A 25,504-nucleotide genomic window follows, 5' to 3' on the forward strand; every position below is an offset into this window, starting at 1 on the left:
ACCTATCGCTTGCGTTTCAACACCAAATATAAAAACACCAGCCCGCCGGCAAATTCAACCACCACACTCAACACTGCCTTCATGCCGAGCAGGTGTTCGAACACGGTTTGCCCGCCGACCAGCAGGATGCCGCCGACGCAAACCGTCATCGGCAGCCGCACACTATGACGCACGCTCGGGGCGAAATGATTGGCAAGCGCAGCAGCCAGCAGGCCGAAGAAGCTGACCGGTCCGACCACCGCCGTCGCCGTCGCCACGAGAGCGGCAATCCAAAGCAGCAGCCACAAGGTATTGCGCGTGTAGTTGATGCCCAAGTTAATCGTTTGGTCGCGCCCCAAAAGATGGACGTCCAGACGGTGCCGTTCGCGCCAAACCGCCACCACACTCGCCAGCAGAATCAGCGCGCCTACGCCCAAAAGCTCGCTGTGAACCGTATTGAAGTTCGCAAACATATTCGCCTGCGCCGCCGTAAATTCCTCCGGATCAATCATGCGCGTCAGTAGCGAAGAGAGGCTGCGGAACAAAATCCCGAAAATCACGCCGATCAAAATCATGCGCGACAAATCGCGCCCGCCCTGCCGGATGAGCGTGTAAAACAAAAACAGCGAGCCGCCCATCATCATCACCAGTTCAAAGCCGAACTTACCCGTCAGCGGCAGCGACGTATAGCCCACCCCGCCCAAGGCAAACAGCAAAAGCGTTTGCAAAAACACATAAAGCGAATCGAAGCCCAAAATCGAAGGTGTGAGAATCGGATTGTTCGTCAGCGTTTGGAAAAGCTGGGTCGAAACCCCGACTGCGTACGCCACCAACAGCAAAGCTGCTAGTTTGGTCAGCCGCAGTTGCAACACAAAATCCCAATCGCCTTGTATGTTCAAAGTCAGGAACAAGGTGCAACAAACCAACAGCAAGACAAACGCCGCCCACAGCGGACGGGAAGAACCCTGCATAAACGCAACCTTGTTTGAGCGAAGCGCGCTACGCTTGTTTTCAGACGACATGGGCAGGCTTCCTCAACAAAATCCACAAGAACAACACCGTACCCAACACACCGAACACGGTTGAGACCGGAATCTCAAACGGGAACACAATCACGCGCCCCAAAATATCGCACAAAAGTACCAACGACGCGCCGAGCAAAGCCACCGCAGGCAAGCTTTGGCGCAGCTTGTCGCCCATCAGGCGGCTGATGATGTTCGGCACGACCAGCCCGATAAACGGAATATTGCCGACCGTTACCAACACCAGCGACGTAATCAGCGCAACAATCACCAAGCCTACCCACAACACCACCGTCCGGTTCAGACCCAGATTTACGCTCACCGTTTCGCCCAAGCCCAAAATCGTCAGCTGATCGGCAATCAAATACGCCGCCAATGCCAATCCGCCCGTCAGCCACAACAATTCGTAACGCCCCAACAGCACGCCCGAAAAATCTCCCTGCTGCCACACGCTCAACAACTGCATCATCTCAAATTCATAGGCGATAAACGTCGTCACCGCCTCGATAACGCCGCCGAAAATAATCCCCACCAGCGGCACCATCAACTGCGCCGTCGGCGGCAAACGGCGTATCAGCATCATAAATACCAACATACCCGCCAACGCCGCCACGGCAGAAAATGCCATATTTACCCTCATGTCGGCGGTCGAAAACATCAACCTCATCGCCAACATGCCCAACGCCGCGCTCTGACTCGCCCCCACCATAGACGGCTCGACAAAACGGTTACGCATCAAAATCTGCATAATCATCCCCGCCACCGCCATCGACGCCCCCGTCAGCACAATCGCAAACGTGCGCGGCAGGCGGCTGACCAGCATCAATTCCGTGCTGTCAGACAAAGTCCAGCGAAACACATCCGCCCAGCGGAAATCGCCGACGCCCACCGACAGGCTGACGACAAACAGCACCGCCAGCACAAAGCAGTTGATTAAATTTAAAGATAAAGGTTTGACGGACATAAGGGAAAAAATAATTCAGATGGAAAAACAAACACCGTAAAGACGATATAGTGGATTAACTTTAAACCAGTACAGCGTTGCCTCGCCTTAGCTCAAAGAGAACGATTCTCTAAGGTGCTGAAGCACCAAGTGAATCGGTTCCGTACTATCTGTACTGTCTGCGGCTTCGTCGCCTTGTCCTAATTTAAATTTAATCCACTACAACAAGGTCGTCTGAAAAAATGCTGGCAGTCAGTTCGGGCAAAATTCAGACCGGCTTTCGCCCTAAAAAACCGTGCTAACGATACCATTTACTATAAAAATAAACAATATTTGCACAAATAATAACCATTCTTATACACCTCATCTGAAAACACTTGCCCCATACAAAAAACGCCCCGACAGCCTTTTCAGACGACCTCCCGCCCTGCCAACCGCCCGCCCATCCCGCACTACTGCCCCGCCCGTCCGAAACGCGTTATACTTCCCAATTGACTGTCCGACCCACCCGCTTCAGGAGAACACCATGCCCGAACAAAACCGCATCCTCTGCCGCGAACTGAGCCTGCTCGCTTTCAATCGCCGCGTTTTGGCGCAGGCGCAGGATGAAAACGTGCCGCTTTTGGAACGTTTGCGGTTTTTGTGTATCGTGTCTTCCAACCTCGACGAATTTTTCGAGGTACGCATGGCGTGGCTCAAACGTGCGCAAAAAATGAATCCGCACGAGCGTTTGGACAACGGTACCACGCCGTCCGAAACCATCGCCGCCGTCGCCGCCGAAGCGCACGCGCTGATACAGGAGCAATACCGCCTGTTCAACGAAGTCTTGCAGCCCGAACTGGGCAAACAAGGCATTCATTTTTACCGCCGCCGCAACTGGACGCAAGGGCAGCAGAAATGGATCGAGCAGTATTTCGACGCCGAACTGCTGCCCATCCTCACCCCCATCGGACTCGACCCGTCGCACCCCTTCCCGCGCCCGTTGAACAAATCGCTTAACTTCGCCGTCGAGCTTGAAGGTACGGACGCATTCGGCCGACCCTCCGGCATGGCGATTGTGCAAGCCCCGCGCATCCTCCCGCGCGTCGTCCCCCTGCCTGCCGAATTGTGCGACGGCGGCAGCGGCTTCGTTTTCCTCTCCTCCATCCTGCACGCCCACGTCGGCAAGCTCTTCCCCGGCATGACGGTCAAAGGCTGCCACCAGTTCCGCCTCACCCGCGACAGCGACCTGACTGTCGATGAAGAAGACCTCAAAAACCTGCGCGCCGCCATTCAAAACGAATTGCACGACCGCGAATACGGCGACGGCGTGCGCCTCGAAGTCGCCGACACCTGCCCACCCCACATCCACGACTTCCTGCTCGCCCAGTTCAAACTCACCCCCGCCGAGCTTTACCAAGTCAAAGGCCCGGTCAACCTCGTGCGCCTTAATGCCGTACCCGATTTGGTTGACCGTCCCGACCTCAAGTTTCCCGCACGCGGGGCAGGTCGTCTGAAAGCATTGCGCAAGAACGGATCGATTTTCAAACTGGCGAAACAATCGCCCATCCTGCTGCACCATCCGTATCAGTCCTTCGACCCTGTCGTCCACATGATACGCGAAGCCGCCGCCGACCCCGCCGTCCTCGCCGTCAAAATGACCATCTACCGCACCGGCAGCAATTCCGAACTCGTCCGCGCCCTGATGAAAGCCGCCCTTGCCGGCAAACAAGTAACCGTCGTCGTCGAACTCATGGCGCGTTTTGACGAAGCCAACAACGTCAACTGGGCGCAACAGCTTGAAAACGCAGGCGCACACGTCGTTTACGGCGTATTCGGCTACAAAATCCACGCCAAAATGGCACTCGTCATCCGCCGCGAAAACGGTGCGCTCAAACGCTACGCCCACCTCGGCACCGGCAACTACCACCAAGGCACATCGCGCATTTACACCGACTTCGGCATCATCACCGCCGACGACCAAATCACCGCCGACGTGAACACCATCTTTATGGAAATCACAGGTTTGGGCAAACCGGGTCGTCTGAACAAGCTCTACCAAAGCCCGTTCACCCTGCACAAAATGGTCATCGACCGCATCGAGCGCGAAATCCAACACGCCAAAGCAGGCAAACCCGCCCGCATCCGTGCCAAAATGAATTCATTGATTGAGCCGAGCGTCATCGACGCCCTCTACCGCGCCAGCAGCGCAGGCGTGCAAATCGACCTCATCGTGCGCGGCATGTGTACCCTGCGCCCCGGTGTCAAAGGACTGTCCGAAAACATCCGCGTCCGCTCCATCATCGGCAGACAGCTCGAACACTCGCGCGTGTACTGCTTCCACAACAATGGCGCGGACGACACCTTCATCTCCAGCGCCGACTGGATGGGACGCAACTTCTTCCGCCGCATCGAAGTCGCCACCCCGATTTTTACACCCGAACTCAAAGCTCGCGTCATCCACGAAGGCATCGAAATGGCATTGCAAGACAATACCCGCGCATGGCTGATGCAGCCCGACGGCAGCTACATCCGCGACCAACCCGAAAACGGCGAACCCGCCTTCAGCCTGCAAGAAAGCTTGTGGGAAATGTACGGCAGATAAAGCGCGGCAACACAAAAGGTCGTCTGAAATTAGTTTTCAGACGACCTTTTGACTTAAGGCGACACAGGGCTTGCGATTGAATAGGGAATGAAACGAAAACGCTCACTCCGGATCGTCCGTAAACGCATTCGCCCGAAAGATTGGTACGAACGTCAACAGATAAAGCACGAACACGACGGCGGTCAGAATCGCGGGGACAGTGATGAAGAATATCGGATTTACGTTCATTAAAAAGGCGCGCGAGACGGCGGCGGAGAAGAGGATGGGAACGGCGATGCGACAGAGTTTGGGATAATCGAGTTTGGTAAAGCCGCTGTGCCACAGTCCGGCGGTCAGCCACACCATCATCACGCCGCCCATCATGCCGCCGAGGGTAATCAGGTGCAGGGGTGCTGAGGCGGGCAGGTTTTGCAGTTTCGCTGCGCCTGTCCACAGATAGCCTGCGGCGGCAAAAAGTTGGAGCAGGTAATAGGTGCGGACGTAGTGTTTGCGCAGGAGTTCGTGATGGTGCAGTTCGCGCAGCTTGGCGAAGAGGATGAAGCCGACGGCGAACGCGGTAAAACCGGCGGTTTGCGCGGACAGCCAAAGTTCGGCGGCGGCGTGCAGGAGCAGGAAGGTGATGGCGATGTTTTTATAGACGACGTTGGGGATGAATACGGGGTCTTTCAGACGGCATTCTTTAAGGGCTTCCGCGCCTAAAAGGACGCTTACGCGGACGGATACGAACATCACCGCCGCCATGTTCAGATGCACTTGCGCGCGCAACAGGTTCAAATCGCCGCTGACGGCATAGGTCGTCTGAAAAACGGTGAACGCGGTAAGCAGCATCAGCAGGGCAAAGTTGTCAGTGTTTCGGTCGAGCCAAATCAGCCAGGCGCAGAACAGCAGCAACACCAGCCAATAGGCGGCGACGAAAAACGAAGCGGTTTGCGGCGCAAACGGCAGCAGGACGGATGCGGCAAGCAACAACAACGCCAAGACGGTGGCGACGGGTTTCAGACGACCTTTATAGCCCGTCCATTCGAGCATGGCGGCAGTCAGAAAACCGCCGTATGCCGCAGGCAGCATGAGTTCTAAGAAAATTTGGCGGTGCAGGACGATGGCGCCGGGGCTGATGAAAAACACCAACGCGCCGAGTATCGCAAGTACCGCCGCGCCGACGAAAAACGGCCGCATGGGGTGGGTGAAAAATTTATTCATGGCTTGGCTTTATTCTGCATGAAGATGCTTGCGGATACGGGTTTATTGGGTGGACAGGGCCGTATCTTTTGCCGAATAAGCGAGCCTGCGGCCTGCTTACCCTCTCCCTAGCCCTCTCCCACGGGGAGAGGGAATTAAGCTGTCGAGCCCGAGCATTTTCAGGTTTACCTGCCATCCGATTCCCAATCCTGCGCTCTCTGATTTTCAGCAACCTGATTCCCTCTCCCGTGGGAGAGGGCAACAAACCGCAAGGTTTGTCAGATACTCAAATGCCCGTATCATTCATATTATTGATATTATTGTTCGAATTGTATTATTTTCAATAATAATAAATAACCCTAAACCAATATAAATAACAGCCATTATCCAACGACTAAACTTCTCTACAATTTCACCAACACCTGAAATATTAGCCAATCTTTGTGCTGTATATACTAAAACAAAAATCAATATTAAAAATACAAGAAGAGTAACTAATAAGTCAACAAGATCTAAAGTCACAAAGTAAGGAACAAAAAGTCCAATATTATCTGCACCACAACTAGCAACTGTAACCAAAGCAACAATACCGACTAATTTTGACAACCCTTTTTCATCCAATTCTTTTTTAGCTCTTTTTTCGCCCTCACAATCGTCGTAAATAGCAACTTTAATACCTAAGTAAATCGGTATTAAACCTAATAAACCCAACACCCATTTTTCTGGAACATAATTCAAAACAAAAGCTAGAAATAAACTAACTAATATTAAAATTACAGAACCTAAATATTGTCCGATATAAATATCTCGATATTCTTTTCTAGTATTTGCTCTAGCAAAAAATACTAATAGTATTACCAACAAATCTACTGCTGTAGCAATATATAAAACAGCAGCAGTAATCACAGTCGAAAACATAAAGCACCTCATAATGAATCCCCTGCCCCCTTGGCACCACGGCTTTTTCAAAAACCGAATCGCGTTCGGATAACAGATTCGTATCTTTCGCTAAAGAGGCAAGCCTGCGGCTTGCTTACCCTCTCCCTAGCCCTCTCCCACGGGGAGAGGGAATCGGGCTATCGAGCCTGAACATTTTTAGGTTTACCTGCCATTCGATTCCCAATCCTGCACCCTCTGATTTTCAGAAACCTGATCCCCTCTCCCCGTGGGAGAGGGTTAGGGAGAGGGCAACGAACCGCAAGGTTTGTCAGATATTCAAATTCCCCTCATCACTCATAATAATGAATCCCCTGAAACTCCCTTGCCACCACAGCTTCTTCAAAAGCCGAATCGCGTTCAGATAGCGGCGTGGGCAGGGTCATCACGTTTTGTACGTTCATGCCCTTAGTGGAAAGCAGCATGATTTCATGGCTCAGGCGTGCGGCTTCGAAGCGGTCGTGCGTTACCAGCATACACGCCATGCCCTGCTGCTCGATTTTTTCCACCAGCATGGAGACCAAAATATCGCGCAAATCGCGGTCCAAACCGACAAACGGCTCGTCCAGCAAGGCAAGGTCGCAGCCGCACAGCAGCAGGCGCAAAAACGCCACCCGTTTCGCCATACCGCCGGACAATTCGGTCGGATATTTGTTCAAATCGCCCGCAGTCAGCCCGACTTTCGCCGCCAGCGCGATGATTTCGCCTTCATTGGGTTTGTCCATAAAAATCGCGATATTCTGCATCGCGGTTAAGTTTTCCGGCAGGCGGTTTTCCTGAAACAGAAAACCCGTCTTGCGGAAAGTATTGCGTATCGTGCCCGATTTCGGCGTTTCCAAGCCCGCAATCAGCCGCAAAACCGTCGTCTTACCGCAGCCGCTCGGCCCGAACAAGGCCTTCACTTCGCCATGTTGCAGGTTCAAACTGAAATCGCGCACAATGGGGTCGCGGAGAATTTCAAAACGCACGTTTTCAAGACAGAGCATCATCTTCTCCACGGCATAAACAAAATTTCCAAAGGCTTGGTAATCAGGTATTCAAACAGCGACACAAACACGATAACCAGCACCACATAAGCCATCACCGTCGAAGTCTCCAGCATCGCCCTCGCGTCCGCAATCCGCGCGCCCACGCCTTCGCTCGCGCCCAAGAGTTCCGCCATAATCACCACCTTCACCCCCATCGCCACCGCCACGCCGATGCTGGAAATCACATAGCCCGTCAGATGCGGGATATACAGATAACGGATTTTTTTCAGACGACCTAATTTATAAGCGTCAAACAATTCCTCATGCTGCTTGTTCACGCTCGCCATCCCGACCGCCGCACTCGCAAACGTCAGCGGCGCAACCAACACAATGATGGTAAACAGCACGCTCGGATTGCCGAAACCGAACCAAAACAGAGCCATCACCACCCAAATAATCGGCGGCATCGCCAACAAAATCGTAATCACAGGCTTAAGCAACGCCATCGCCGTCTTAAAACTGCCCGCCACCAGCCCCGCCGCCAATCCCGCCGCCAAAGCAACCGAAATCCCCACCACCGACCGCCACAGCGAAATCCCGATTTCGTTTTCCTGAAAATGTTGCAATAAATCCAAAGACTTTTGAAACACCTCCACCGGCGCAGGCAGCATAAACTCACCGAACACAGCGCTGCCCCACGCCCACAACGCCACCACCACCATCGCCACGCTCAGACCGGCGAAACCGCTCCAAAGGTAGTCGATGATGTAAAACACCGCAGGCTGCGGTTTGCGGATTTTGTCGGTTTTAATCATGGTTTGGGTGTTGGTTGATGGGGAAGGTTTGGGGACGATAGGTCGTCTGAAAAAAGTAGCAACTGTATTTTTCACCCCGTCAGGCAAAAATACCAAAACTCAAATCAAGCCGTTTGGATACCATTTTCGGCAAAGTAATCACGCATCTGGGCATTCAATATCGTCAGCAGTTTGCGCATACATGCTGTAACGGCAACCTTATACGGCTTACCCTTAGACAGCAGGCGCTGATAGAAATCCCGAATAAACGGTTCGAACCGCATCGCCACTACGGTGGCCATATACAGCGCTTTACGCACCGCAGACCTTCCGCCGAAGCAGCGGCTTTTGAATTTGGTCTCCCCGCTCTCCCTTGGGTGTGGGGCAATGCCGACCAAACTCGCTATCCGTTTGTGGCTCAGCCGTCCTAATTCGGGCAGCATCGCCATCAGCGTAGCTGTCGTTATCGAACCGATGCCTTTGATTTGCTCTGTCACTTGGGCTTTGCCGTCAAAATGCGTGTGAGTGTGGTCGTCGATTTGTTTGTCCAATTCGTCAATCAGCCTGTCAAAATGGGCGATCAGTTGTTTGACGCTTTCGACTTGCGTTTCGTGAACCTGATGCAGACGGTTTTTCTCGGCAGTCCGCATATCCACCAGTTGGTTGCGGCGGTTGACCAATGCTTCCAACACTTCTTCCGCTTCGGTGGGCGGGTGGTAGAGCATGGTTTGCCAATCTTCTTTCTGCATCATCATCTGTGCGAAGAAGGCGAGCATTTTGGCATCTTTGGCGTCGGTTTTGGTCAGCGACTGCGATTGGGCAAACTGATGCGTCTGACGCGGGTTGGCGATAACCACGGCCATACCTGCGCGGTGGATGGCTTTGGCAGCGGGGATTTCGAGACCGCCGGTGCTTTCCATCACGACGAGGGCGACGTTGTGTTTTTTAAGGTATTCGACGGTATGGGCGATACCTTTTGGGTTGTTGGTTTCGGTTTTGGTTTTAGACAAAGACGAAACGGCGATGACGAAGTTTCGTTTGGCGATGTCGATGCCTGCGTAATTGTATTGGGTACTCATCATAAACCTGCCTTGCATTCGGTTGTGTTGTCTGGCAACTGTCCGGTTGTGTCGATGGGTTGCCCGGCCGCTCCCTGAGCTACGCAACGGTTGTTTGCCTTGGTCGGATGCGGGCGGCGGCCGGGCGGTTTGTTGCTATGATACGGGTGTTCCGATATACAAGGTCGGATACTCGTATTCGACAGCCCCCATTTAGCCGAAATGTCGGATTCAAGAATCCGACCTACGCTGCTACGCTGCTAAGCCAGCATACTGCTGCCGCTTATTATTTTACAAATTGAATTTAAAATTCTCAGGTGGATCATACAACTTAGAACGTTTAAATTTAAATTCACCCGTCTCAAAAATTTGACCTTTATATGCCTCTTTCAAATATGGATTTATCCTAGGATCAAACAGGAGATCCTTAAATAATTCTGTTGGTTTAATATCAAATTTAAAGATGTCTTCTTGGCATAACCCATCTTGTCCTAAATAGATTAAACGTACCTCATTTTCATGTTGAAATGCTTTTCGTTTATACAATAGAGATTCTGCGATACCGCTTCCATCTGTTTTTAATAGTTCTATTTTTTGAAATTTATTTATCAAATCCTTACTTGTCGCATACTGCACCTGACCAAGAAAACCACGAACTTTTGCAAACTTTCCGATTTCCTCATGTAAAGCTGTTAATAATTTTCTAGGTGTTGTAGAAACTCTAATACCATCTTTATTAGGAGAGTAAATGCGCCACATTGCATCTGATTCCCGATGCCAAGTCCAGCATTGACCATATACTGAATTTCTCGCCTCTATGCTGGTTTCTTCTCCTGACATGATGAATGTTGAAGATAATAGGGCATTTTCAAACGGGTCATCCCATAATTTGGGTTTTACCAAAGTCAATTTATTGGTATCTAAAATTTCTAAAAAACGGTGTATAGGAAAAATTCTATAAATTGTTGTATCTAATTTTTCGTGATCTATAAATAGGAAATTCTTTTCCATAAATCATCCCTTTCAATAAAATATTGTATTGAACTTGTAGGTTGGATCATAACCCAACATTTCAGGTAATCCGACGGTTTTGTTGAGTTTGGCAACTCAACCTACGGTTACCACCCGCCGTCATTCCCGCGCAGGCGGGAATCCAGAGGTTTGACGTTGCTGCAATTTTAAAACATTCCTGCAATATCAGAGACTGGATTCCCGCCTACGCGGGAATGACGGCTTTTTGTGTACTGTTCTAACTATTATCTGATAGGTCGTCTGAAAAAAGTAGGTCGGATACTCGTATCCGACAGCCCCGTTTAACCGAAATGTCGGATTCAAGAATCCAACCTACGCTGCTGATAATGTCCTGATAGGCCGTCTGAAAATGACAAGTCAGATTTCATGGCTACTCCACTATTTTCAGACGACCTCTTTCCTCTTTTAAGCCAAGAAGAACCCGTTATCCGGCAGCTTGCCTCCCAAGAGTTTCGGGTTGAATTGCATCAGGATTTCGTAAAACTTCAAAATCTCGTTCTTCACTTCGCTGCCTTTGGTTACCGTCAGCCGCGCGCCGTCCAAGCCCATGACTAGGGCGGGTTCGGGGGCGGGAAGGTAGTTTTTGCCGATTTTCGCCGCGCTTTGGCGGTTGGCGAGTATCCAGTTGAGTGCGTTTTTCAAATCCTGATGGAAGATGTCGAACTGCGCCTTGTGTACGTGGAAATATTCTTCGTTGGCGATGATGCCCGCCATCGGAATCAGCGGTTTGGTGTCAAAAGCCTGCCCCCATGCTTTCACTAAGTCAAAGCCGCGCACGACGTTTACGCCCATGGTTTTGCCTTTGAGCATACCCGCGCTCGCCATTGGTTCGGGCAGGATGGCGGCGTGGTAGTCCTTGCTTAAAAACAGCCCCACCGCTTCGGGTGGCGTGGCAGTGTAAGTGATGCCGACTTTGTGCGCGTCGATTTTCAGTTTTTTCAACAAGGCTTGCAGCACGATGTCGGGCATGTCGTTTTTAAACGGCACGAGGATTTTTTTGCCGACCAAATCCTGCGGCGAGGCAATCGCGCTGCCTTTGCAGACCAACTGCGTGATGCCGTTGGTCAAAATATTCACCATGCCGACTTTCTGCCCTTGGTTGCGCAGGTTTACGCCGACATTGCTCGGGCTCATCATCACTTTAAATTGCCCGCTCGCCACGCCCGCGCGAAGCTGGTCGGGCGAACGCCAAACCTTCAGCGACACATCCGCCTGCTTCGCCAGCTTGCCCTGCAACGCCGCTACGGCAATGGTTACGCTGGGCATCGCCGGCGCGCCGTACACGGTAAACTGCTCTTTTCCCGCCGCCAACAGCGAAGGCGAAACCCCTGCCGCTGCCAGCGCGGCGGTCATTTTTAAGAAATCACGTCTTTTCAGTTCCATTTTCCAATCTCCATATCGAATCTGTCTGAAATACAAATGCACTTTCGCCCATTTGCTTAATACGGATAAATTTTGATAATAATTTCTATTTATTATGCTATTAAAGGATTTCGAAGTAAAGGAAGGCTAATCCGGTGTCGCCGCGTTATTGCTTTAAACCACCCGAAGCAAATATTTCCGGCACTTGATTTCATATCAATCATGTTTTAATGAATGGTCGTCTGAAAACCCGGTTTCGCCCCAATGCGGACTGATTTTGTATTTCAGACGACCTTTTTGACATTAACGCCCCCGACCGCTATGCTGACGGCTGCCATCACTCATTCTACTTTCCATGAAAACGATTCCCCCGCGCCGCGCTGTTTACGCAGGCAGTTTCGACCCGCCGACGCTCGGTCATCTTTGGATGATAAAAGAAGCGCAGGCGCTTTTTGACGAACTCGTCGTCGCCATCGGCATCAATCCTGAAAAACGCAACACCTACACCATAGACGAACGCCGCGCCATGCTCGAAGCGATTACGGGCGACTTCCCCAATGTCCGCATCTGCGTATTTGAAAACCGTTTTCTGGTCCGCTACGCGCGGGAAATCGGAGCGGGCTTTATCGTTCGCGGTATCCGCTCCGCCGCCGACTATGAATACGAACGCTCGATGCGCTATATCAACAGCGACCTCGCGCCTGAAATCTCAACAGTCTTCCTGATGCCGCCGCGCGAAATCGCCGAAGTGTCTTCCACCATGGTCAAAGGCTTGGTCGGCCCCGACGGCTGGCACGACATGATACGCCGCTACCTGCCCGAAGCCGTGTACGACAAAATCGTGCGGGATCACGATAAAACAGCACATGATGGCGCATCGCGATAAGGTTCGGACAACGAGAATTGGAAGCAGATAACGGATTGCCCTTCCGTCGGGATAACCTGTTATCCCGCCTTATCCTAATCTTATCTATCCGCTACTCTGCCGCCTTGTTACGACTGCCAGGTCGGTTCGCGACAAGGGGTCGTCTGAAAAACAAAAGCCCTGCCAAACGGCAGGGCTTTGTCGATGATGCGGTCAATCCGCCATCAGATTTGTTTTTTCAGAATCTTGCGCAGGGTTGCCAATTGGCGGCGGCTGACGGGAAGGGGTTTGGGTACGTCCAAAACCTTCGCGCCCCAAATGGCGTTGCTCTCGTCTTCTTCTTCATCCAAGCGGATAAGGCAGTCTAAGGTGTGTCGGAACACGATGGCGTTGCGGTGGATACGGATTACTTTGTCTCCGAGCAGCTCTTCCCATGAAACCAACGTTTTGGGCAATTCGTAGCGCTGACCGTCGCCGGTAATCAGAAATACGGTTTTGTGTTCCGCCAATAAATAACGCGCCTGCTGCCACGGGATTTCAATCATCAAATCACGGCTGAAGACGGTGAAATGGGTGAAATCATCTGCTTTTTCGCGGTATTTTTCGCCAACGCGGTCAAGCGCCGCTTGCAGGCGGGTCATTCTGATGGGCTTGAGAAGGTAGTCGGCGGCAGCCAATTCAAAGGCACGCAGGGCGTGTTCTTCATAGGCGGTGGTGAAAATAATTTCGGGCTGGCGTTTGGCACCGCGCTTGATGCGCTCGACAAACTCTAAACCATTGATTTCGGGCAGTCCGATATCGGCAAATACGACATCTGCTTCGTGTATGCTCAACCAATCCAATGCCGGCTGGGCATGGTGAAATACATTGAGCAAGACGACGTTGCATTCTTCGAGTAAGACCCTTAAGCGCTCTGCTGCCAGCACTTCGTCTTCAACAATAATGGCACTTAACATAATTTTCTTTGTTATTTTGAATGTGGATGCGAATTTTAAATCAATACACAACGTTCCCGCGTGTTTTAGTATGTTGAAACATTTTTCTCATACGTTTGCCCCCTTCTGCCGTTTTGGCAGGCAGACCAAACATTCATCTCAAATGAAAGTGGTTTGGAGGTGTTTAGGAATATACCTTAATTCTGTTAACTTTATCTGAAAAACAAGCAATTACTTACAAAAATTAAAAAATTTAAGTAATACCTCAAGTAATTTGTTGCAAATTTACAAATTTACTCCGTGACTATGTCATTAATCGGTATCGCCCGTATATCCCAATGTAAAACCGCCCACGCCAACAATTCCTCGGGACGGTCAACCTCGGGCGCGTAGGGAAGATTGAGATAACGCATCACTTGCCGCAAAAGCGCCTCGCGCCGGTTCAAATCCAAGGCGGGAGCAAGCGTTTGTTTGGACCATTTCTGCCCCTGCGAATTGACCAGCAAAGGCAGGTGCGCGTAATGCGGCGTGTTTGCGCCGAGACATTGCTGCAAATAAATCTGACGCGGCGTGGACACCAGCAAATCCTGTCCGCGCACGATATGCGTGATGCCTTGTTCGGCATCGTCCGCAACCACGGCAAGTTGATACGCCCAAAAACCGTCCGCACGCAACAGAACAAAATCGCCGATATCGCGTGCCAAATTTTGGGCGTAATAGCCGACAATCTCATCCTGAAAACCAATCGTCCTGTCGGGAACGGCAATCCGCCAAGCAGGCGTTTTCCCATTCGCTTCGGGTCGTTGCGCCGGAACGCGGCAACGCCCGTTGTACACAAATCCGTCCGCCCCCGCCGTTGCCACCGCCTGCCAGTCTTTGCGGCTGCAATAACACGGATACACCAGCCCTTCGTTTTTCAGACGACCCAATGCCTCTTGGTACAACTCGTCCCTCTGGCTTTGGTAGGCGACTTCGCCGTCCCATTCAAAGCCGAACGCTTCCAATGTGTGCAAAATATGCGCGGCGGCACCCGCCATTTCCCTAGGCGGATCCAAGTCTTCCATACGCACCAGCCACTTGCCGCCGTTGGCACGCGCATCGGCATAAGAAGCCAAAGCAGTCAGCAGCGAGCCTATGTGCAGCAAGCCGGTAGGGCTGGGGGCGAAGCGTCCTATATACATGCAAACTCCGTATGGAACTCAAAATGGGCGATATGTCGGCAAAGCCTGAACTGCAAACAGCGGCGCAGCATCAGGCTTTCATGCCGCGTATTTTATCGTAGGGCTTTTGTGAAGGCTCAACTGTTTTTCAATGCAGGCGCAACCCTGCCCATCCTAACCTTGCCGCTTTTTATAGTGGATTAAATTTAAATCAGGACAAGGCGACGAAGCCGCAGACAGTACAGATAGTACGGCAAGGCGAGGCAACGCCGTACTGGTTTAAAGTTAATCCACTATACAAACCATCAAGACGGTTTAAACGAAAAGGTCGTCTGAAAATGCTTCTTCCGCTTTTTCAGACGACCCCTTCCCTATTCCGCTTACGCTTCCTGCACATCCACATCCACCGACCATCGGATTTTGCCGTCGCGGTTTTGCTGCAACACCTGCACCCACAAACTCACGGCGCGGTGCAAATCCTGTCGGGACGGAGATTCGAGGAAGATTTGCGCGCGTTCGCGTTCGGCAAGGCGCACCATCAGCATGGGGGCGGCGCCGAACTGGGAGACGCTTTCGGGTAAAAGCGGGGCGAGGGTTTCTTTGGCGGCGTTGAGAAATTCCATCGCATCGGCAACGCGCGGCGCGTCGGCGCGGACGGCGGTCTGGAAACCGAAAGGCGGCATGGCGAACATTTGCCGCTCGTTCAATTCGTTTTCGGCAAACACGGCGTAGTCCTGCGCTTTGACGGCGGCGAAGACGGGATGTTCGGGCAGTTGGGTTTGTATCAATACTTTGCCCGGTTTGTCGGCGCGCCCCGCCCTGCCGGACACTTGCATCAGCTCGGCAAACAGCCTTTCCGGCGCGCGGAAATCCGCGCTATACAGGCTGCCGTCGGCGTTCAACACGATAACGAGGTTGAGCCGCGCGAAATCATGACCTTTGGCGAGCATCTGCGTGCCGACCAAAATGTCGATTTCATTGTCGGCGATGCGGCGGTACAAATCAGCCCAGTCGTTTTTGTGCGCGGTGCTGTCCCTGTCGACACGGACGACGGCGGCCTTGGGCAGGAAGGCGCGCAGGGTTTCTTCGACGCGCTGCGTGCCGTGGCCGACGGCGGTCAGGTCTTGGTTGCCGCAGTCAGGGCATTTGAACGGGATGGGTTCGCGGTGATCGCAGTGGTGGCAGCGCAGTTGGCGGGCGCGTTGGTGCAGCACCATTTTGGCGGAGCAGTTCGGACAGCCGAAGGTATGGCCGCAGTCGCCGCAAAACAGCGCGGGCGCGAAGCCGCGCCGGTTGAGGTACACCAGCGACATGCCGCCTGCTTCAAAATTCTGTTTCAAAAGCTGTAAGGCTTGCGGCGAGAAGCCATTGTCTAGTTTCAGACGGCCTACGTTGAGGATATCCACTTGCGGCAGTTGCGCAGCGGCATGGGCGCGTTCGGTCAGTTGCAGCAGGCGGTATGCGCCGCTTTGCGCCTTGTGCCAGCTCTCCAAGCTGGGCGTGGCGCTGCCCAACACGACGGGACAGCCGCTCTGCTTCGCCCGCCACACCGCCAAATCGCGGGCATGGTAGCGCAATTCGTTGTCCTGCTTGAACGAGCCGTCGTGTTCCTCATCGACCACAATCAGCCCGACATCAGGCAAAGGCGTGAACACCGCCAGCCGCGTGCCAATCACCAGCTTCGCCTGCCCCAACATCGCGCGCAGATAATCCTGCGTGCGCTTGCCTGCCGCCATCTGGCTGTGCAACACGGCGGTCGGCACGTCGGCAAAACGGTTTTCCACCCGCTTCAAAAGCTGCGGCGTGAGGTTGATTTCGGGCAACAGAAACAACACCTGCCGCCCCTGCGCCAACACTTTCGCCATCGCATCGAAATACACCTCGGTCTTGCCGCTGCCGGTGATGCCGTAAAGCAGAAACGGCTGGAAGCTGCCGAAGGCCGTCTGAATTTCATCGGAAGCCTTCTGTTGGTCGGTATTCAACACAAATTCAGACGGCCTCAATACAGGCTTTGCTGCTTCTGTCGTTTCAATCCAACCCTGTTCCGCCCAATCTTCGATTAACTTCGCAGCCTGCGCGTTTACCTGCTTCAACGCCGCCATCGTCATCCCGCCCGACAGCAGTGCGTCCCACAGAGCCGCTTTTTTGTTGAACCGCGCCGGCGGCGGCGTTTGCGCCCTGCCCGCTTCGTTCAGCGCGTAAAACAACGGCGGCTTCGGCATTTCCACCGCGCGCGTTTCCTTCAAACCCTGCGGCAGCGCGGCAAACACCGCCTGCCCCGTCGGATAGTGGTAATAACGCGACGTAAACGAGAGCAAATCACGCCAGCTTTCAGGCAGCGGTGGCTCGTCCGAAAAGGTCGTCTGAATATTCAAAATCCGCGCCGCATCCATATCGGGCGCAATATCCGTTTCCCACACAATCCCGACCACGGTCTTGTTGCGGAAAGGTACAAGCACCCGCGTTCCCAGCGGCAGCGGCTCGGAATGGGAATAAGTCAAAAGGCCGTCTGAAAGCGGCACGTTTACGGCGATGCGGTGGTAGATCATGGCGTGGTCGGGAAAATGGTTTGAGGTCGTCTGAAGAGACGGAAGCTATTTGCACAAATACAAACAGTCTTCATCCAAAGTAAAGCCGTAGCCCTGTCTCCACAAATCGAAATAAGGACGAAGAAAATCGCTGTCAGGCTTGGTGCGGTAAAGCGGGTATTGCAGATAGGCGGACAGGTAATAATCGCAATTTATAGAATAATAGGCCTCGTCTAACACTTGTTCAGGGCTGTTGTAATCTGTATTGCTAATCCGCCATTCACCAAATGCTTCCCCAAACAAGTCCTGAGTATCATTAAACTCTTCCGCAGGCTTGCCAAAACGTATCTGTTTAATCGCTGCCAAGGCTGCAATCAGCTCTTCGTCTTCAACAAAGTGGGCAAATTCGCGCAGACCTTCCAGCAAACGCTCGCCCGTCTGTCTCACTTCTGCTTCATCTTGCGCAGGCGGGCAGAAATAACCGGGAATATAGCCGCTATCGAGAATCTCTTGATTGTGTTCGGTAGTGCTTTGATACACAGGCATGATGCGCGCCAGCAATTCCTGTCCCTTTTCCAAAGGCTCAAACACCGCAGCCACACCTTCTCCGTCGGGCATAAAACCTTGAAACAAACCATAGAAATAATCTTCCCAGCCATTATATTTATCTGCTGCCCGTGGCTCTTCGCCCAGCAGCTTAAACAGATATTCAGCGTATTCTTGTTGGTTCATCATTTTTCTCAAAGTGTCGATAAAATCTTTCAGTTGCCCGCAGCAAATCTTTCAGACGACCTCAGTCCGACCCAAAGCCCACTTAGCCATATGTTTACAGCGATGCGGTGGTAGATCATACAGGCAAGCAAATCATTTTTTTGCGTATTTTAACAGCCGAAAGCTATTTTCAGACGATAAATTGAGCCTCAACACAATGCAGGCATGACAGAGGTTTGATACAATGGAGTTTTCTTGACACACGCCTATACTTAAAAATGAAAACCAAATTAATCAAAATCTTAGCCCCCATCGCTCTGATCTCTCTGACCGCGTGCGGGCAAACCCCCGTTTCACAAGCAAATGCTGCGCCCTCTTCAGCCGCTGCCAAGCCCGCCACTCCCGCTCAAGGTAAAGTCGGCGAAGCCTTAAAAGCCCGCCTCGAGAAAATTTACGAATCCCAAGGTCTGAAAGTCATCAGCGTCAGCGAAACCCCTATTCAAGGCATTTATGAAGTCGTTGTCAGTGGCAAACAAATCATTTACACCGATGCCAAGGGCGACTATATGTTCGTCGGCGACCTCATCGACGTCAACACGCGCAAAAGCCTGACCGACGAACGCGCCGCCGATTTGAACAAAATCGACTTCGCCTCCCTGCCTTTGGACAAAGCCATCAAAGAAGTGCGCGGCAACGGCAAGCTGAAAGTCGCCGTCTTCTCCGACCCCGACTGCCCGTACTGCAAACGCTTGGAACACGAGTTTGAAAAAATGACCGACATCACGATTTACAACTTCATGATGCCGATTCCGAGCCTGCACCCCGATGCCGCGCGTAAAGCCGAAATCCTGTGGTGCCAGCCCAACCCGACCCAGGCCTGGACCGACTGGATGCGCAAAGGCCAATTCCCGAGCGGCAAAGCCAATTGCGAAAATCCCGTTGCCGAAACCACTTCTTTGGGCGAACAATTCGGCTTCAACGGCACGCCGACCCTCGTTTTCCCGAACGGCCGCAGCCAAAGCGGATACAGCCCCATGCCGCACCTCAAAAAAATCATCGAAGACAATCAGAAATAAGATTGGCTTTAAGATACGGCAAAGGTCGTCTGAAAACCGATACACAAGGTTTTCAGACGACCTTTTTCATACCGCCGAAGCAGGCAGGCAAACTGTGTTAAAATCCCAAGCTCTTGAATAAACGGACCAAATATCCCGTCTGCAAATCTGTCCATCCGATACAAACCGACTTTCTGAGTCCATCCCAAGCAAGTCGGCGCAGCCGCTTGATACGTTTCATCCTATCCGGAGGCAGATTTCAGACGGCTTTTAAGACAGCATTATGAAAAAACACCTATACCGCATCACACTCCTCACCATCGCCGCAGCCGTCCTTTCCGCCTGCCCGAGCAAACGCATCAAAAACCTCCCCGAAGTCGACACTACCACCGTCAAAGGCCCGGACCGCCCGACCGGCACGCCCGACCCCGTCGGCACCACCGTCAGCGGCGGTGGCGCGACCTACACCGTCGTGTCCCACCAAGAACTGCCGCACTGGAGCACCCAACACTTCGCCCAAAGCCTCCAATCCTTCCGCTTAGGCTGCGAGAAACTCAAAAACCGCGCAGGCTGGCAAGACGTGTGCGCCCAAGCCATGCAGACGCCCGTCCACCATTTCCAAGCCAAGCATTTCTTCGAACGCTATTTCACCCCTTGGCAAGTCAGCAACAACGGCAACCCCGCCGGCACCATCACAGGCTACTACGAGCCCGTCCTGCTCGGCGATGACAAAGCTACAAGCAAAGCCCGCTTCCCCATCTACGGCATCCCCAACGACTTCGTTTCCGTCCCACTGTCCGCCAATTTGAGAGGCAGCAAAGCCACCGTCCGCATCCGCCAAACCGGTGCCAACAGCGGCGTCATCGACAACAGCGGCACACACACCGCCGACCTGTCCCAATTCCCCATTACCGCCCGTAGCACCGCCCTCAAAGGCAGATTTGAAGGCAGCCGCTTCGTCCCCTACTACACCCGCAACCAAATCAACGGCGGCGCGCTCAACGGCAAAGCCCCCATCCTCGGTTACGCAGAAGACCCCGTCGAACTCTTCTTCATGCACATCCAAGGTTCAGGTCGTCTGAAAACCCCGTCCGGCAAATACATCCGCGTCGGATTCGCCGACAAAAACGAACACCCCTACGTCTCCATCGGACGCTACATGGCAGACAAAGGCTACCTCCCCCTCGCACAAACCAGCATGCAGGGCATCAAAGCCTACATGAAGCAAAACCCCGGCCGCCTCGCCGAAGTCTTGGGACAAAACCCCAGCTACGTCTTCTTCCGCGAACTGACCGGCAGCAGCGAAGCCGGACCGGTCGGCGCATTGGGCACCCCGCTCTTGGGTGAATACGCAGGCGCAATCGACCGCCACTACATCACCTTAGGTGCGCCGTTGTTTGTCGCCACCGCCCATCCGACCACAAAAAAAGCCCTAAACCGCCTCATCATGGCGCAAGACACAGGCAGCGCCATCAAAGGCGCAGTCCGCGTGGACTACTTCTGGGGCTACGGCGACGAAGCAGGCGAAGTTGCCGGCAAAATGAAAACCACAGGCTACGTCTGGCAACTCCTACCCAACGGCATGAAACCCAGCTATCAGCCTTAAAATCGGCTAAAAAGTCAAAAGGTCGTCTGAAAATCAGTTTTCAGACGACCTTTTTCATTTCCAAACCATCCATACCCGCTCTTATAGTGGATTAAATTTAAATCAGGACAAGGCGACAAAGCCGCAGACAGTACAGATAGTACGGCAAGGCGAGGCAACGCCGTACGGGTTTAAAGTTAATCCACTATAATTGTATTGTTAACCCATTTTAGTAAGTGTAAGCTTGGGTAGAAACCAAATATTTTAGATAACTGGATGATTTTTTTTGGATCATAATCTACTTGCTACTACGTATATTGAAGAAAGGATTGCGTTTTGATCGCTTTAAATAATAGAGCTTTATTTATTACAATTTGCCTCGCCCCAACTTTTACACTTGGAGATTCACCTGAAACTGTTATTGATAAAGGTGCATTAAACAAACCATGTTATGCAGGAAGTATAATGCAAGAAGATATTCTTGTATGTTTTTCTAAGTCATATTTATTGGCACAGAAAGAATTAAATAATAATTATTCAATCGCTCAAAAGCAGAAAAATGTAAATATAAGAAATTATTTAATTCACCAACAAAGGCAATGGAATAAAAACAAATTTGATGAATGCTTGATATTGCCAGAGAAAGAGGTTGGAAGAGAGGGGATATTTGAATATTTGCAATGTGCTACTGATGCCATTTTAAAGCGAAATAGCTATTTAAAAGAAATTTATGTATGTGGCAACGAACCTTGCCAATTTGAAGAACCATATTTCTTTCAAACTATTGGGCATGATGAGGATTAACAACCCATCCACCCTCGAATTATAAAATAACATTTTTCTTTTTAAATTAATCTATAAAATCTAAATTAGAACCTGGCATTTATCAAAGTCGTCTGAAACTCAACTTTCAGATGACCTTCTTTCATCCCAAATCTATTCACCCATCACTTTCAGAAACCATCCATACGACATTTTTACCGTTTGTCATTATCCGTTTGTCTTGCTCGCTTTTTTGATTTATGTTCAAGCTTTCATCATAAATCCTCCAGATCGTCATGACTGCCCGCCAATCCTACCACCTCACCTTCGCCCGTTTCTTCCCCTCCCTCTCCGTCAAATCCTTCACCGCCTCCGAAGCCGCCAACACCGCCTACCGCGTCGAAATCACCGCCACCTCCACCGATTCCTCACTGCCGCTGTCTTCCTACCTCAACCAGCGCGCAGCATTTGAAATCCGTCCGCAGGAGGCCGTATTGTCCGAAGTCGCCGCCGCTTTTTCAGCCGGTTCGGACGACGCTCCGGCGAAACAATGGCAGGGCATCGTGACTTCGTGTGAGAAGCTGTCCGTCTCCAAGGATGAAACCGTTTACCGCTTTGTTTTAGAGCCGCGCTTCGCGGCTTTAAAACATTTCCAATCTTCCCGACTGTTTCAAAACCAAACCGTCCCCGACATCGTTGCCGCCGTCTTCAAGCACCACGGCTTCTCCGGTGTCGACTACCGTTTCCAAAAAAGCCGCAGCTACAGCGTCCGCGAGTATGTGACCCAGTATCTCGAAAGCGACTTTGCCTTTATCAACCGTCTGTGTGAGGAAGAAGGCATTTGGTATGCCTTCGAACAGCATGAACAACACGGCGATATCGTCGTCTTCGGCGACAGTCCCGAACACTACTTCCGCGACCAAAGCCTACCCGTTTCCTACCGTCCCCATGCCGGACTGGAAAGCGTCGGTACCGAAGCACTCTTCAACTTAAGCATCCGTCACAATCCCATCGTCGAAGGCATACGCAGTGCCGACTACAACTACCGCACTGCCGATACCGACCTCTTTGCCGAAACCGACAACAAACAATCCGAAGAGTCTGCCGACAATACCGTCTTATTGGGCAAACAGCAAAACTGGGGCCTTCATCCCAAAACCCCCGATGAAGCCAAAGTTCAGACGACCCTGTTGAACGAAGCCGTCCTCTGCCGCCAAACCGTCGCCAACGGCAGCGGCAACGTCGTCTCCATGGCACCGATGAAAGTGTTCCAAACCGATACCGCCTTCCCCGAAGCACCCGACGGCTGGCTGGTACTCAGCATGGAACACAGCGGCAGCCGCGATACCGCCTACACCCACACCTTTACCGCCATACCCGCCCAACTCGCCTTCCGTCCAGAACGCACCACCCCGCGTCCCCATATCGCCGGCACACTGCCCGCACGGGTGACCGCGGCAGAGAACTGCACCTACGCCTACATCGACGACATGGGACGCTACCGCGTCAAACTGCCGTTTGATTTGGACGAATGGAGCCCCGGCGGAGAAAGCCGTCCCGTCCGACTGGCCAAACCCTATGCCGGTCCCGAATACGGCATCCACTTCCCCCTGCACGAAGGCACCGAAGTCATGCTGTCCTTCGTCCAAGGCAACCCCGACCGTCCGTATATCTCCGGCGTCATGCACGACAGCGCCCATCCCGATCATATCCCTGCCGATTGGAACACAAGGAACGTCATCCGTACCTGGGCGAATAACAAACTGAGGATGGAAGACCAAAAAGGTCAGGAACACATCAAACTCGCCACCGACTACCAAAAATCCCAACTCAACCTTGGCCACATCGTCGACAGCGGTAGGGAGAAACGCGGAGAGAACGGCGAAGGCTTCGAACTCAGAACCGACGGCTGGGGTGCCGTACGGGCGGGGAAAGGCATACTCGTCAGCGCACAAAACCAAGACGCCAACGGCAAAGTGCTGGATATGGACGATGCCATTTCCCAACTCGAACAGGCACTTTCCCTCGCCAAAAGCCTGAACAAAGCCGCCCAAACCGCCAACAACCACCACACCGATGAAGAAACCCAAAGGGGTCGTCTGAAAGACGCCCTTAAAGACCTCAAAGAAGCCGGCTTGATCCAAACCGCCCCTGCCGGTATTGCTACCGCAACCCAGCAAAGCCAACTGCACACCGCCAATGAAAACATCCACCTCGTCAGCGGTAACCATACCGACATCACCGCCGGTCAAAGCCTGACCGCCCATGCGGCAGAAAGCCTCAACCTGTTTGCGCAAAGCAGCGGCATCAAGGTGCAGGCCAATCAGGGAAAAGTGGAAGTGCAAGCACAGAATGACGAATTGCAGCTGAATGCGCTGAAGGATGCAACGTTAACCAGCAGCGCAGGGAAAATCACCATTGCGGCGAAGGAAGAGATCCTTATTACCTGCAAAGGGGCGTATATCAAACTGGCGAACGGGGAGGTTGAGATTGGTAGTCCGAAGTTGGTGCGGGTGAAGGCGCCGGTGGAGGTGACAGGGCCGAATAGTTATACATCAATGAGGCTCCCTTTATTTGAAGTAAGTAAACGCTATGCCTTACGCTTCCAAATGTTAGATGACGACCAAAACCCCTACGCGCATACTGAATATGCGGCTTATTTGAAGGATGCACAAATCCATAAGGGTAAAACTGATGAAAATGGTTATACCGAGGTGTTTTATTCGTCTCAGCCGGAGCGAGTGAAAATTCAAATGTTCTATTCAAATACACTGAATATCGACGACAATAATTAAGGAACAAAATCATGAAAACATTTCATTTGGGATGCAGAATCGATACCAATATCCCCATTTCCGAATTAATGTATAAAATCCAACTGTATGATATGGTTAAAAAGAGCTATATGCCTTATTTCAATTCAATGCAGCCCGTTCCGAATTCGAAGGAAATTTATGTTGTTTTCAATTCGCCAACTGATTTGTCTAAAGAACAGGCTGAAAAATATCAGGTACAGATTTATCTGTACCGCAGTAGGCAGGCCTCTACTCCTATTTTTATCGAAGACAGCATATATCCTCTGAGCTATTTCTACGAAGCTGACAACTATAAAAATTTGAAGCCGCTCCGCGCAATGGAAAGCCAAGGGGATACTGGTGAAAACCAACCGGGTAATCCCCCTAATACGGACATACTAAACATCAGTCGCAAGCAGATTTTTGTAACGCCCGAATATCCAGCCGGACATCAAAATGACCCGTTTAAAAAAGATAGAATCGAGCAGGAATTGAGGGATAGGCTGGCAGCAGGAAGACAAAGTCAGGGCGAAGGTTATCCAAACCAAAACCGATCATCCTTATGCGGACCTGCTGCTTACTTTTACTGCCTACTGAAGGACCGCCCCGATCTTTATCAGATAGCGGTCAAGCAACTATGGGAAACAGGAAAAGCAAATTTTGCCAATCTGGAAATTAAGGCAGGTGATGCGGCTCAGCCTAAAAACTTTTTTGATGAAGTAGGAGACCAAAGGATATCTGGATTAGATTGGATAACCCTGGGCAGTCTGCGCGATTCGGAAAACCTGATTTGGGATTATGACAGCCCAACCAAAGAAATGGCAGCTATTACAACTCATTGGGATATGGAAAAGTGGTTGAAAAAATCGGATGCGAAAAACCTGCACAACTTAGTCACGATTCGTGGTAGCAGCACTCTGAAAGAAATGGCGGAAATCAACAAATATGCTATACAAGGCTACCGTGTCGTGCAACTGATGAGTTCGCCAAATATTTTTGCAGGGGCAACGACACCAAACTTTAAGGCCCACTGGATAGTATGGGAAAGTCCGTTACACAGCCAGCAAACAGGGGGGATAATTGACCAATACAGCAGGCTGACAGATACAGTAGATTTGAAACTGTTTACTTGGGGGAAGGTGAAGAATCTTATAGAACATAGTGAATACACAAAAGAGATAACTTTAAAGAAGTTTTTAAATGCCAGCTTCGGGGCAATAGTTTTTGAAGCAATAACATAGGAAAAAAGAA

Annotated in this window: 21 protein-coding genes; 7 read left to right on the forward strand and 14 right to left on the reverse strand. The window is 51.7% G+C overall.

From position 1 onward, the window contains the following. Positions 1–2 precede the first annotated feature (2 nt). Positions 3–1,001 carry an iron chelate uptake ABC transporter family permease subunit gene (locus ACMYUL_RS04350; RefSeq protein WP_415772253.1) on the reverse strand — a complete coding sequence of 333 codons (999 nt, stop codon included), beginning with the start codon at positions 999–1,001 and terminating at the stop codon, positions 3–5. Then, positions 991–1,965, reverse strand: coding sequence for an ABC transporter permease (locus ACMYUL_RS04355; protein WP_415772255.1), 975 nt, complete (start codon positions 1,963–1,965; stop codon positions 991–993). Before ACMYUL_RS04355 ends, ACMYUL_RS04350 begins: the two co-directional genes overlap by 11 nt. A 505-nt stretch (positions 1,966–2,470) precedes the next feature. Here ACMYUL_RS04355 and ppk1 point away from each other — a divergent pair. Then, positions 2,471–4,528 carry a polyphosphate kinase 1 gene (gene ppk1, locus ACMYUL_RS04360; RefSeq protein ID WP_415772257.1) on the forward strand — a complete coding sequence of 686 codons (2,058 nt, stop codon included), beginning with the start codon at positions 2,471–2,473 and terminating at the stop codon, positions 4,526–4,528. 102 nt (positions 4,529–4,630) lie between these two features. On the opposite strand, the gene ACMYUL_RS04365 is transcribed toward ppk1, so the two are convergent. From ACMYUL_RS04365 to ACMYUL_RS04395, 7 genes are all read right to left on the reverse strand, one after another. Beyond that, the gene (locus ACMYUL_RS04365; RefSeq protein WP_415772259.1) at positions 4,631–5,728 is read right to left on the reverse strand and encodes an NnrS family protein; all 1,098 of its coding nucleotides are present in this window, start codon (positions 5,726–5,728) and stop codon (positions 4,631–4,633) included. A gap of 282 nt (positions 5,729–6,010) precedes the next feature. After that, positions 6,011–6,625 (reverse strand): CadD family cadmium resistance transporter, encoded by a 615-nt coding sequence (locus ACMYUL_RS04370; RefSeq protein WP_199904710.1) that lies wholly within the window; start codon positions 6,623–6,625, stop codon positions 6,011–6,013. A gap of 311 nt (positions 6,626–6,936) precedes the next feature. Beyond that, the gene (locus ACMYUL_RS04375) at positions 6,937–7,629 is read right to left on the reverse strand and encodes an ATP-binding cassette domain-containing protein (RefSeq protein WP_415772262.1); all 693 of its coding nucleotides are present in this window, start codon (positions 7,627–7,629) and stop codon (positions 6,937–6,939) included. Continuing rightward, positions 7,629–8,426: an ABC transporter permease gene (locus ACMYUL_RS04380; RefSeq protein WP_415772875.1), complete on the reverse strand. Its 798-nt coding sequence runs from the start codon at positions 8,424–8,426 to the stop codon at positions 7,629–7,631. The genes ACMYUL_RS04375 and ACMYUL_RS04380 overlap by 1 nt, the downstream gene beginning before the upstream one ends. A gap of 104 nt (positions 8,427–8,530) precedes the next feature. Beyond that, the gene (locus ACMYUL_RS04385; RefSeq protein WP_415772877.1) at positions 8,531–9,484 is read right to left on the reverse strand and encodes an IS110 family transposase; all 954 of its coding nucleotides are present in this window, start codon (positions 9,482–9,484) and stop codon (positions 8,531–8,533) included. 270 nt (positions 9,485–9,754) lie between these two features. After that, entirely contained in the window at positions 9,755–10,474 is a 720-nt protein-coding gene (locus tag ACMYUL_RS04390; protein ID WP_415772264.1) for a DUF2971 domain-containing protein, read from the reverse strand. A 426-nt stretch (positions 10,475–10,900) separates the two neighbouring features. Then, entirely contained in the window at positions 10,901–11,878 is a 978-nt protein-coding gene (locus tag ACMYUL_RS04395; RefSeq protein ID WP_415772266.1) for an ABC transporter substrate-binding protein, read from the reverse strand. A 334-nt stretch (positions 11,879–12,212) separates the two neighbouring features. Between ACMYUL_RS04395 and coaD the strand changes: the two genes are divergently transcribed. After that, on the forward strand, positions 12,213–12,743 hold the full coding sequence (coaD, locus tag ACMYUL_RS04400; RefSeq protein WP_415772268.1) for a pantetheine-phosphate adenylyltransferase: 531 nt from the start codon (positions 12,213–12,215) through the stop codon (positions 12,741–12,743). Positions 12,744–12,946: 203 nt separating this feature from the next. Here coaD and ACMYUL_RS04405 read toward each other — a convergent pair whose 3' ends face one another. The 4 genes from ACMYUL_RS04405 to ACMYUL_RS04420 all read right to left on the reverse strand — a co-directional run bounded on the left by ACMYUL_RS04405 (position 12,947) and on the right by ACMYUL_RS04420 (position 18,077). Beyond that, on the reverse strand, positions 12,947–13,678 hold the full coding sequence (locus ACMYUL_RS04405; RefSeq protein WP_049230915.1) for a LytR/AlgR family response regulator transcription factor: 732 nt from the start codon (positions 13,676–13,678) through the stop codon (positions 12,947–12,949). Between the two features lie 272 nt (positions 13,679–13,950). Next, the gene (gene gluQRS, locus ACMYUL_RS04410; protein ID WP_049230914.1) at positions 13,951–14,838 is read right to left on the reverse strand and encodes a tRNA glutamyl-Q(34) synthetase GluQRS; all 888 of its coding nucleotides are present in this window, start codon (positions 14,836–14,838) and stop codon (positions 13,951–13,953) included. Positions 14,839–15,197: 359 nt separating this feature from the next. After that, on the reverse strand, positions 15,198–17,366 hold the full coding sequence (locus ACMYUL_RS04415; protein ID WP_415772271.1) for a primosomal protein N': 2,169 nt from the start codon (positions 17,364–17,366) through the stop codon (positions 15,198–15,200). Between the two features lie 45 nt (positions 17,367–17,411). Then, on the reverse strand, positions 17,412–18,077 hold the full coding sequence (locus ACMYUL_RS04420; RefSeq protein WP_415772273.1) for a hypothetical protein: 666 nt from the start codon (positions 18,075–18,077) through the stop codon (positions 17,412–17,414). Between the two features lie 257 nt (positions 18,078–18,334). On the opposite strand from ACMYUL_RS04420, the gene ACMYUL_RS04425 reads away from it, so the two are divergent. Further along, entirely contained in the window at positions 18,335–19,132 is a 798-nt protein-coding gene (locus tag ACMYUL_RS04425; RefSeq protein ID WP_415772275.1) for a DsbC family protein, read from the forward strand. A gap of 8 nt (positions 19,133–19,140) precedes the next feature. On the opposite strand, the gene ACMYUL_RS04430 is transcribed toward ACMYUL_RS04425, so the two are convergent. Continuing rightward, a complete protein-coding gene (locus tag ACMYUL_RS04430) occupies positions 19,141–19,287 on the reverse strand; it encodes a hypothetical protein (RefSeq protein WP_415772277.1) in 147 nt (48 codons plus the stop codon). 107 nt (positions 19,288–19,394) lie between these two features. On the opposite strand from ACMYUL_RS04430, the gene ACMYUL_RS04435 reads away from it, so the two are divergent. From ACMYUL_RS04435 to ACMYUL_RS04450, 4 genes are all read left to right on the forward strand, one after another. After that, a complete protein-coding gene (locus ACMYUL_RS04435) occupies positions 19,395–20,717 on the forward strand; it encodes a murein transglycosylase A (RefSeq protein WP_415772279.1) in 1,323 nt (440 codons plus the stop codon). A 315-nt stretch (positions 20,718–21,032) separates the two neighbouring features. Next, on the forward strand, positions 21,033–21,500 hold the full coding sequence (locus tag ACMYUL_RS04440; protein WP_415772281.1) for a lysozyme inhibitor LprI family protein: 468 nt from the start codon (positions 21,033–21,035) through the stop codon (positions 21,498–21,500). 254 nt (positions 21,501–21,754) lie between these two features. Next, positions 21,755–24,253 carry a type VI secretion system Vgr family protein gene (locus tag ACMYUL_RS04445; protein ID WP_415772283.1) on the forward strand — a complete coding sequence of 833 codons (2,499 nt, stop codon included), beginning with the start codon at positions 21,755–21,757 and terminating at the stop codon, positions 24,251–24,253. 11 nt (positions 24,254–24,264) lie between these two features. Further along, positions 24,265–25,494, forward strand: coding sequence for a hypothetical protein (locus tag ACMYUL_RS04450; RefSeq protein ID WP_415772285.1), 1,230 nt, complete (start codon positions 24,265–24,267; stop codon positions 25,492–25,494). Positions 25,495–25,504: the final 10 nt, after the last annotated feature.

Origin of the sequence: Neisseria sp. CP9, from assembly GCF_047758525.1 — a bacterium.
Classification (GTDB): domain Bacteria; phylum Pseudomonadota; class Gammaproteobacteria; order Burkholderiales; family Neisseriaceae; genus Neisseria.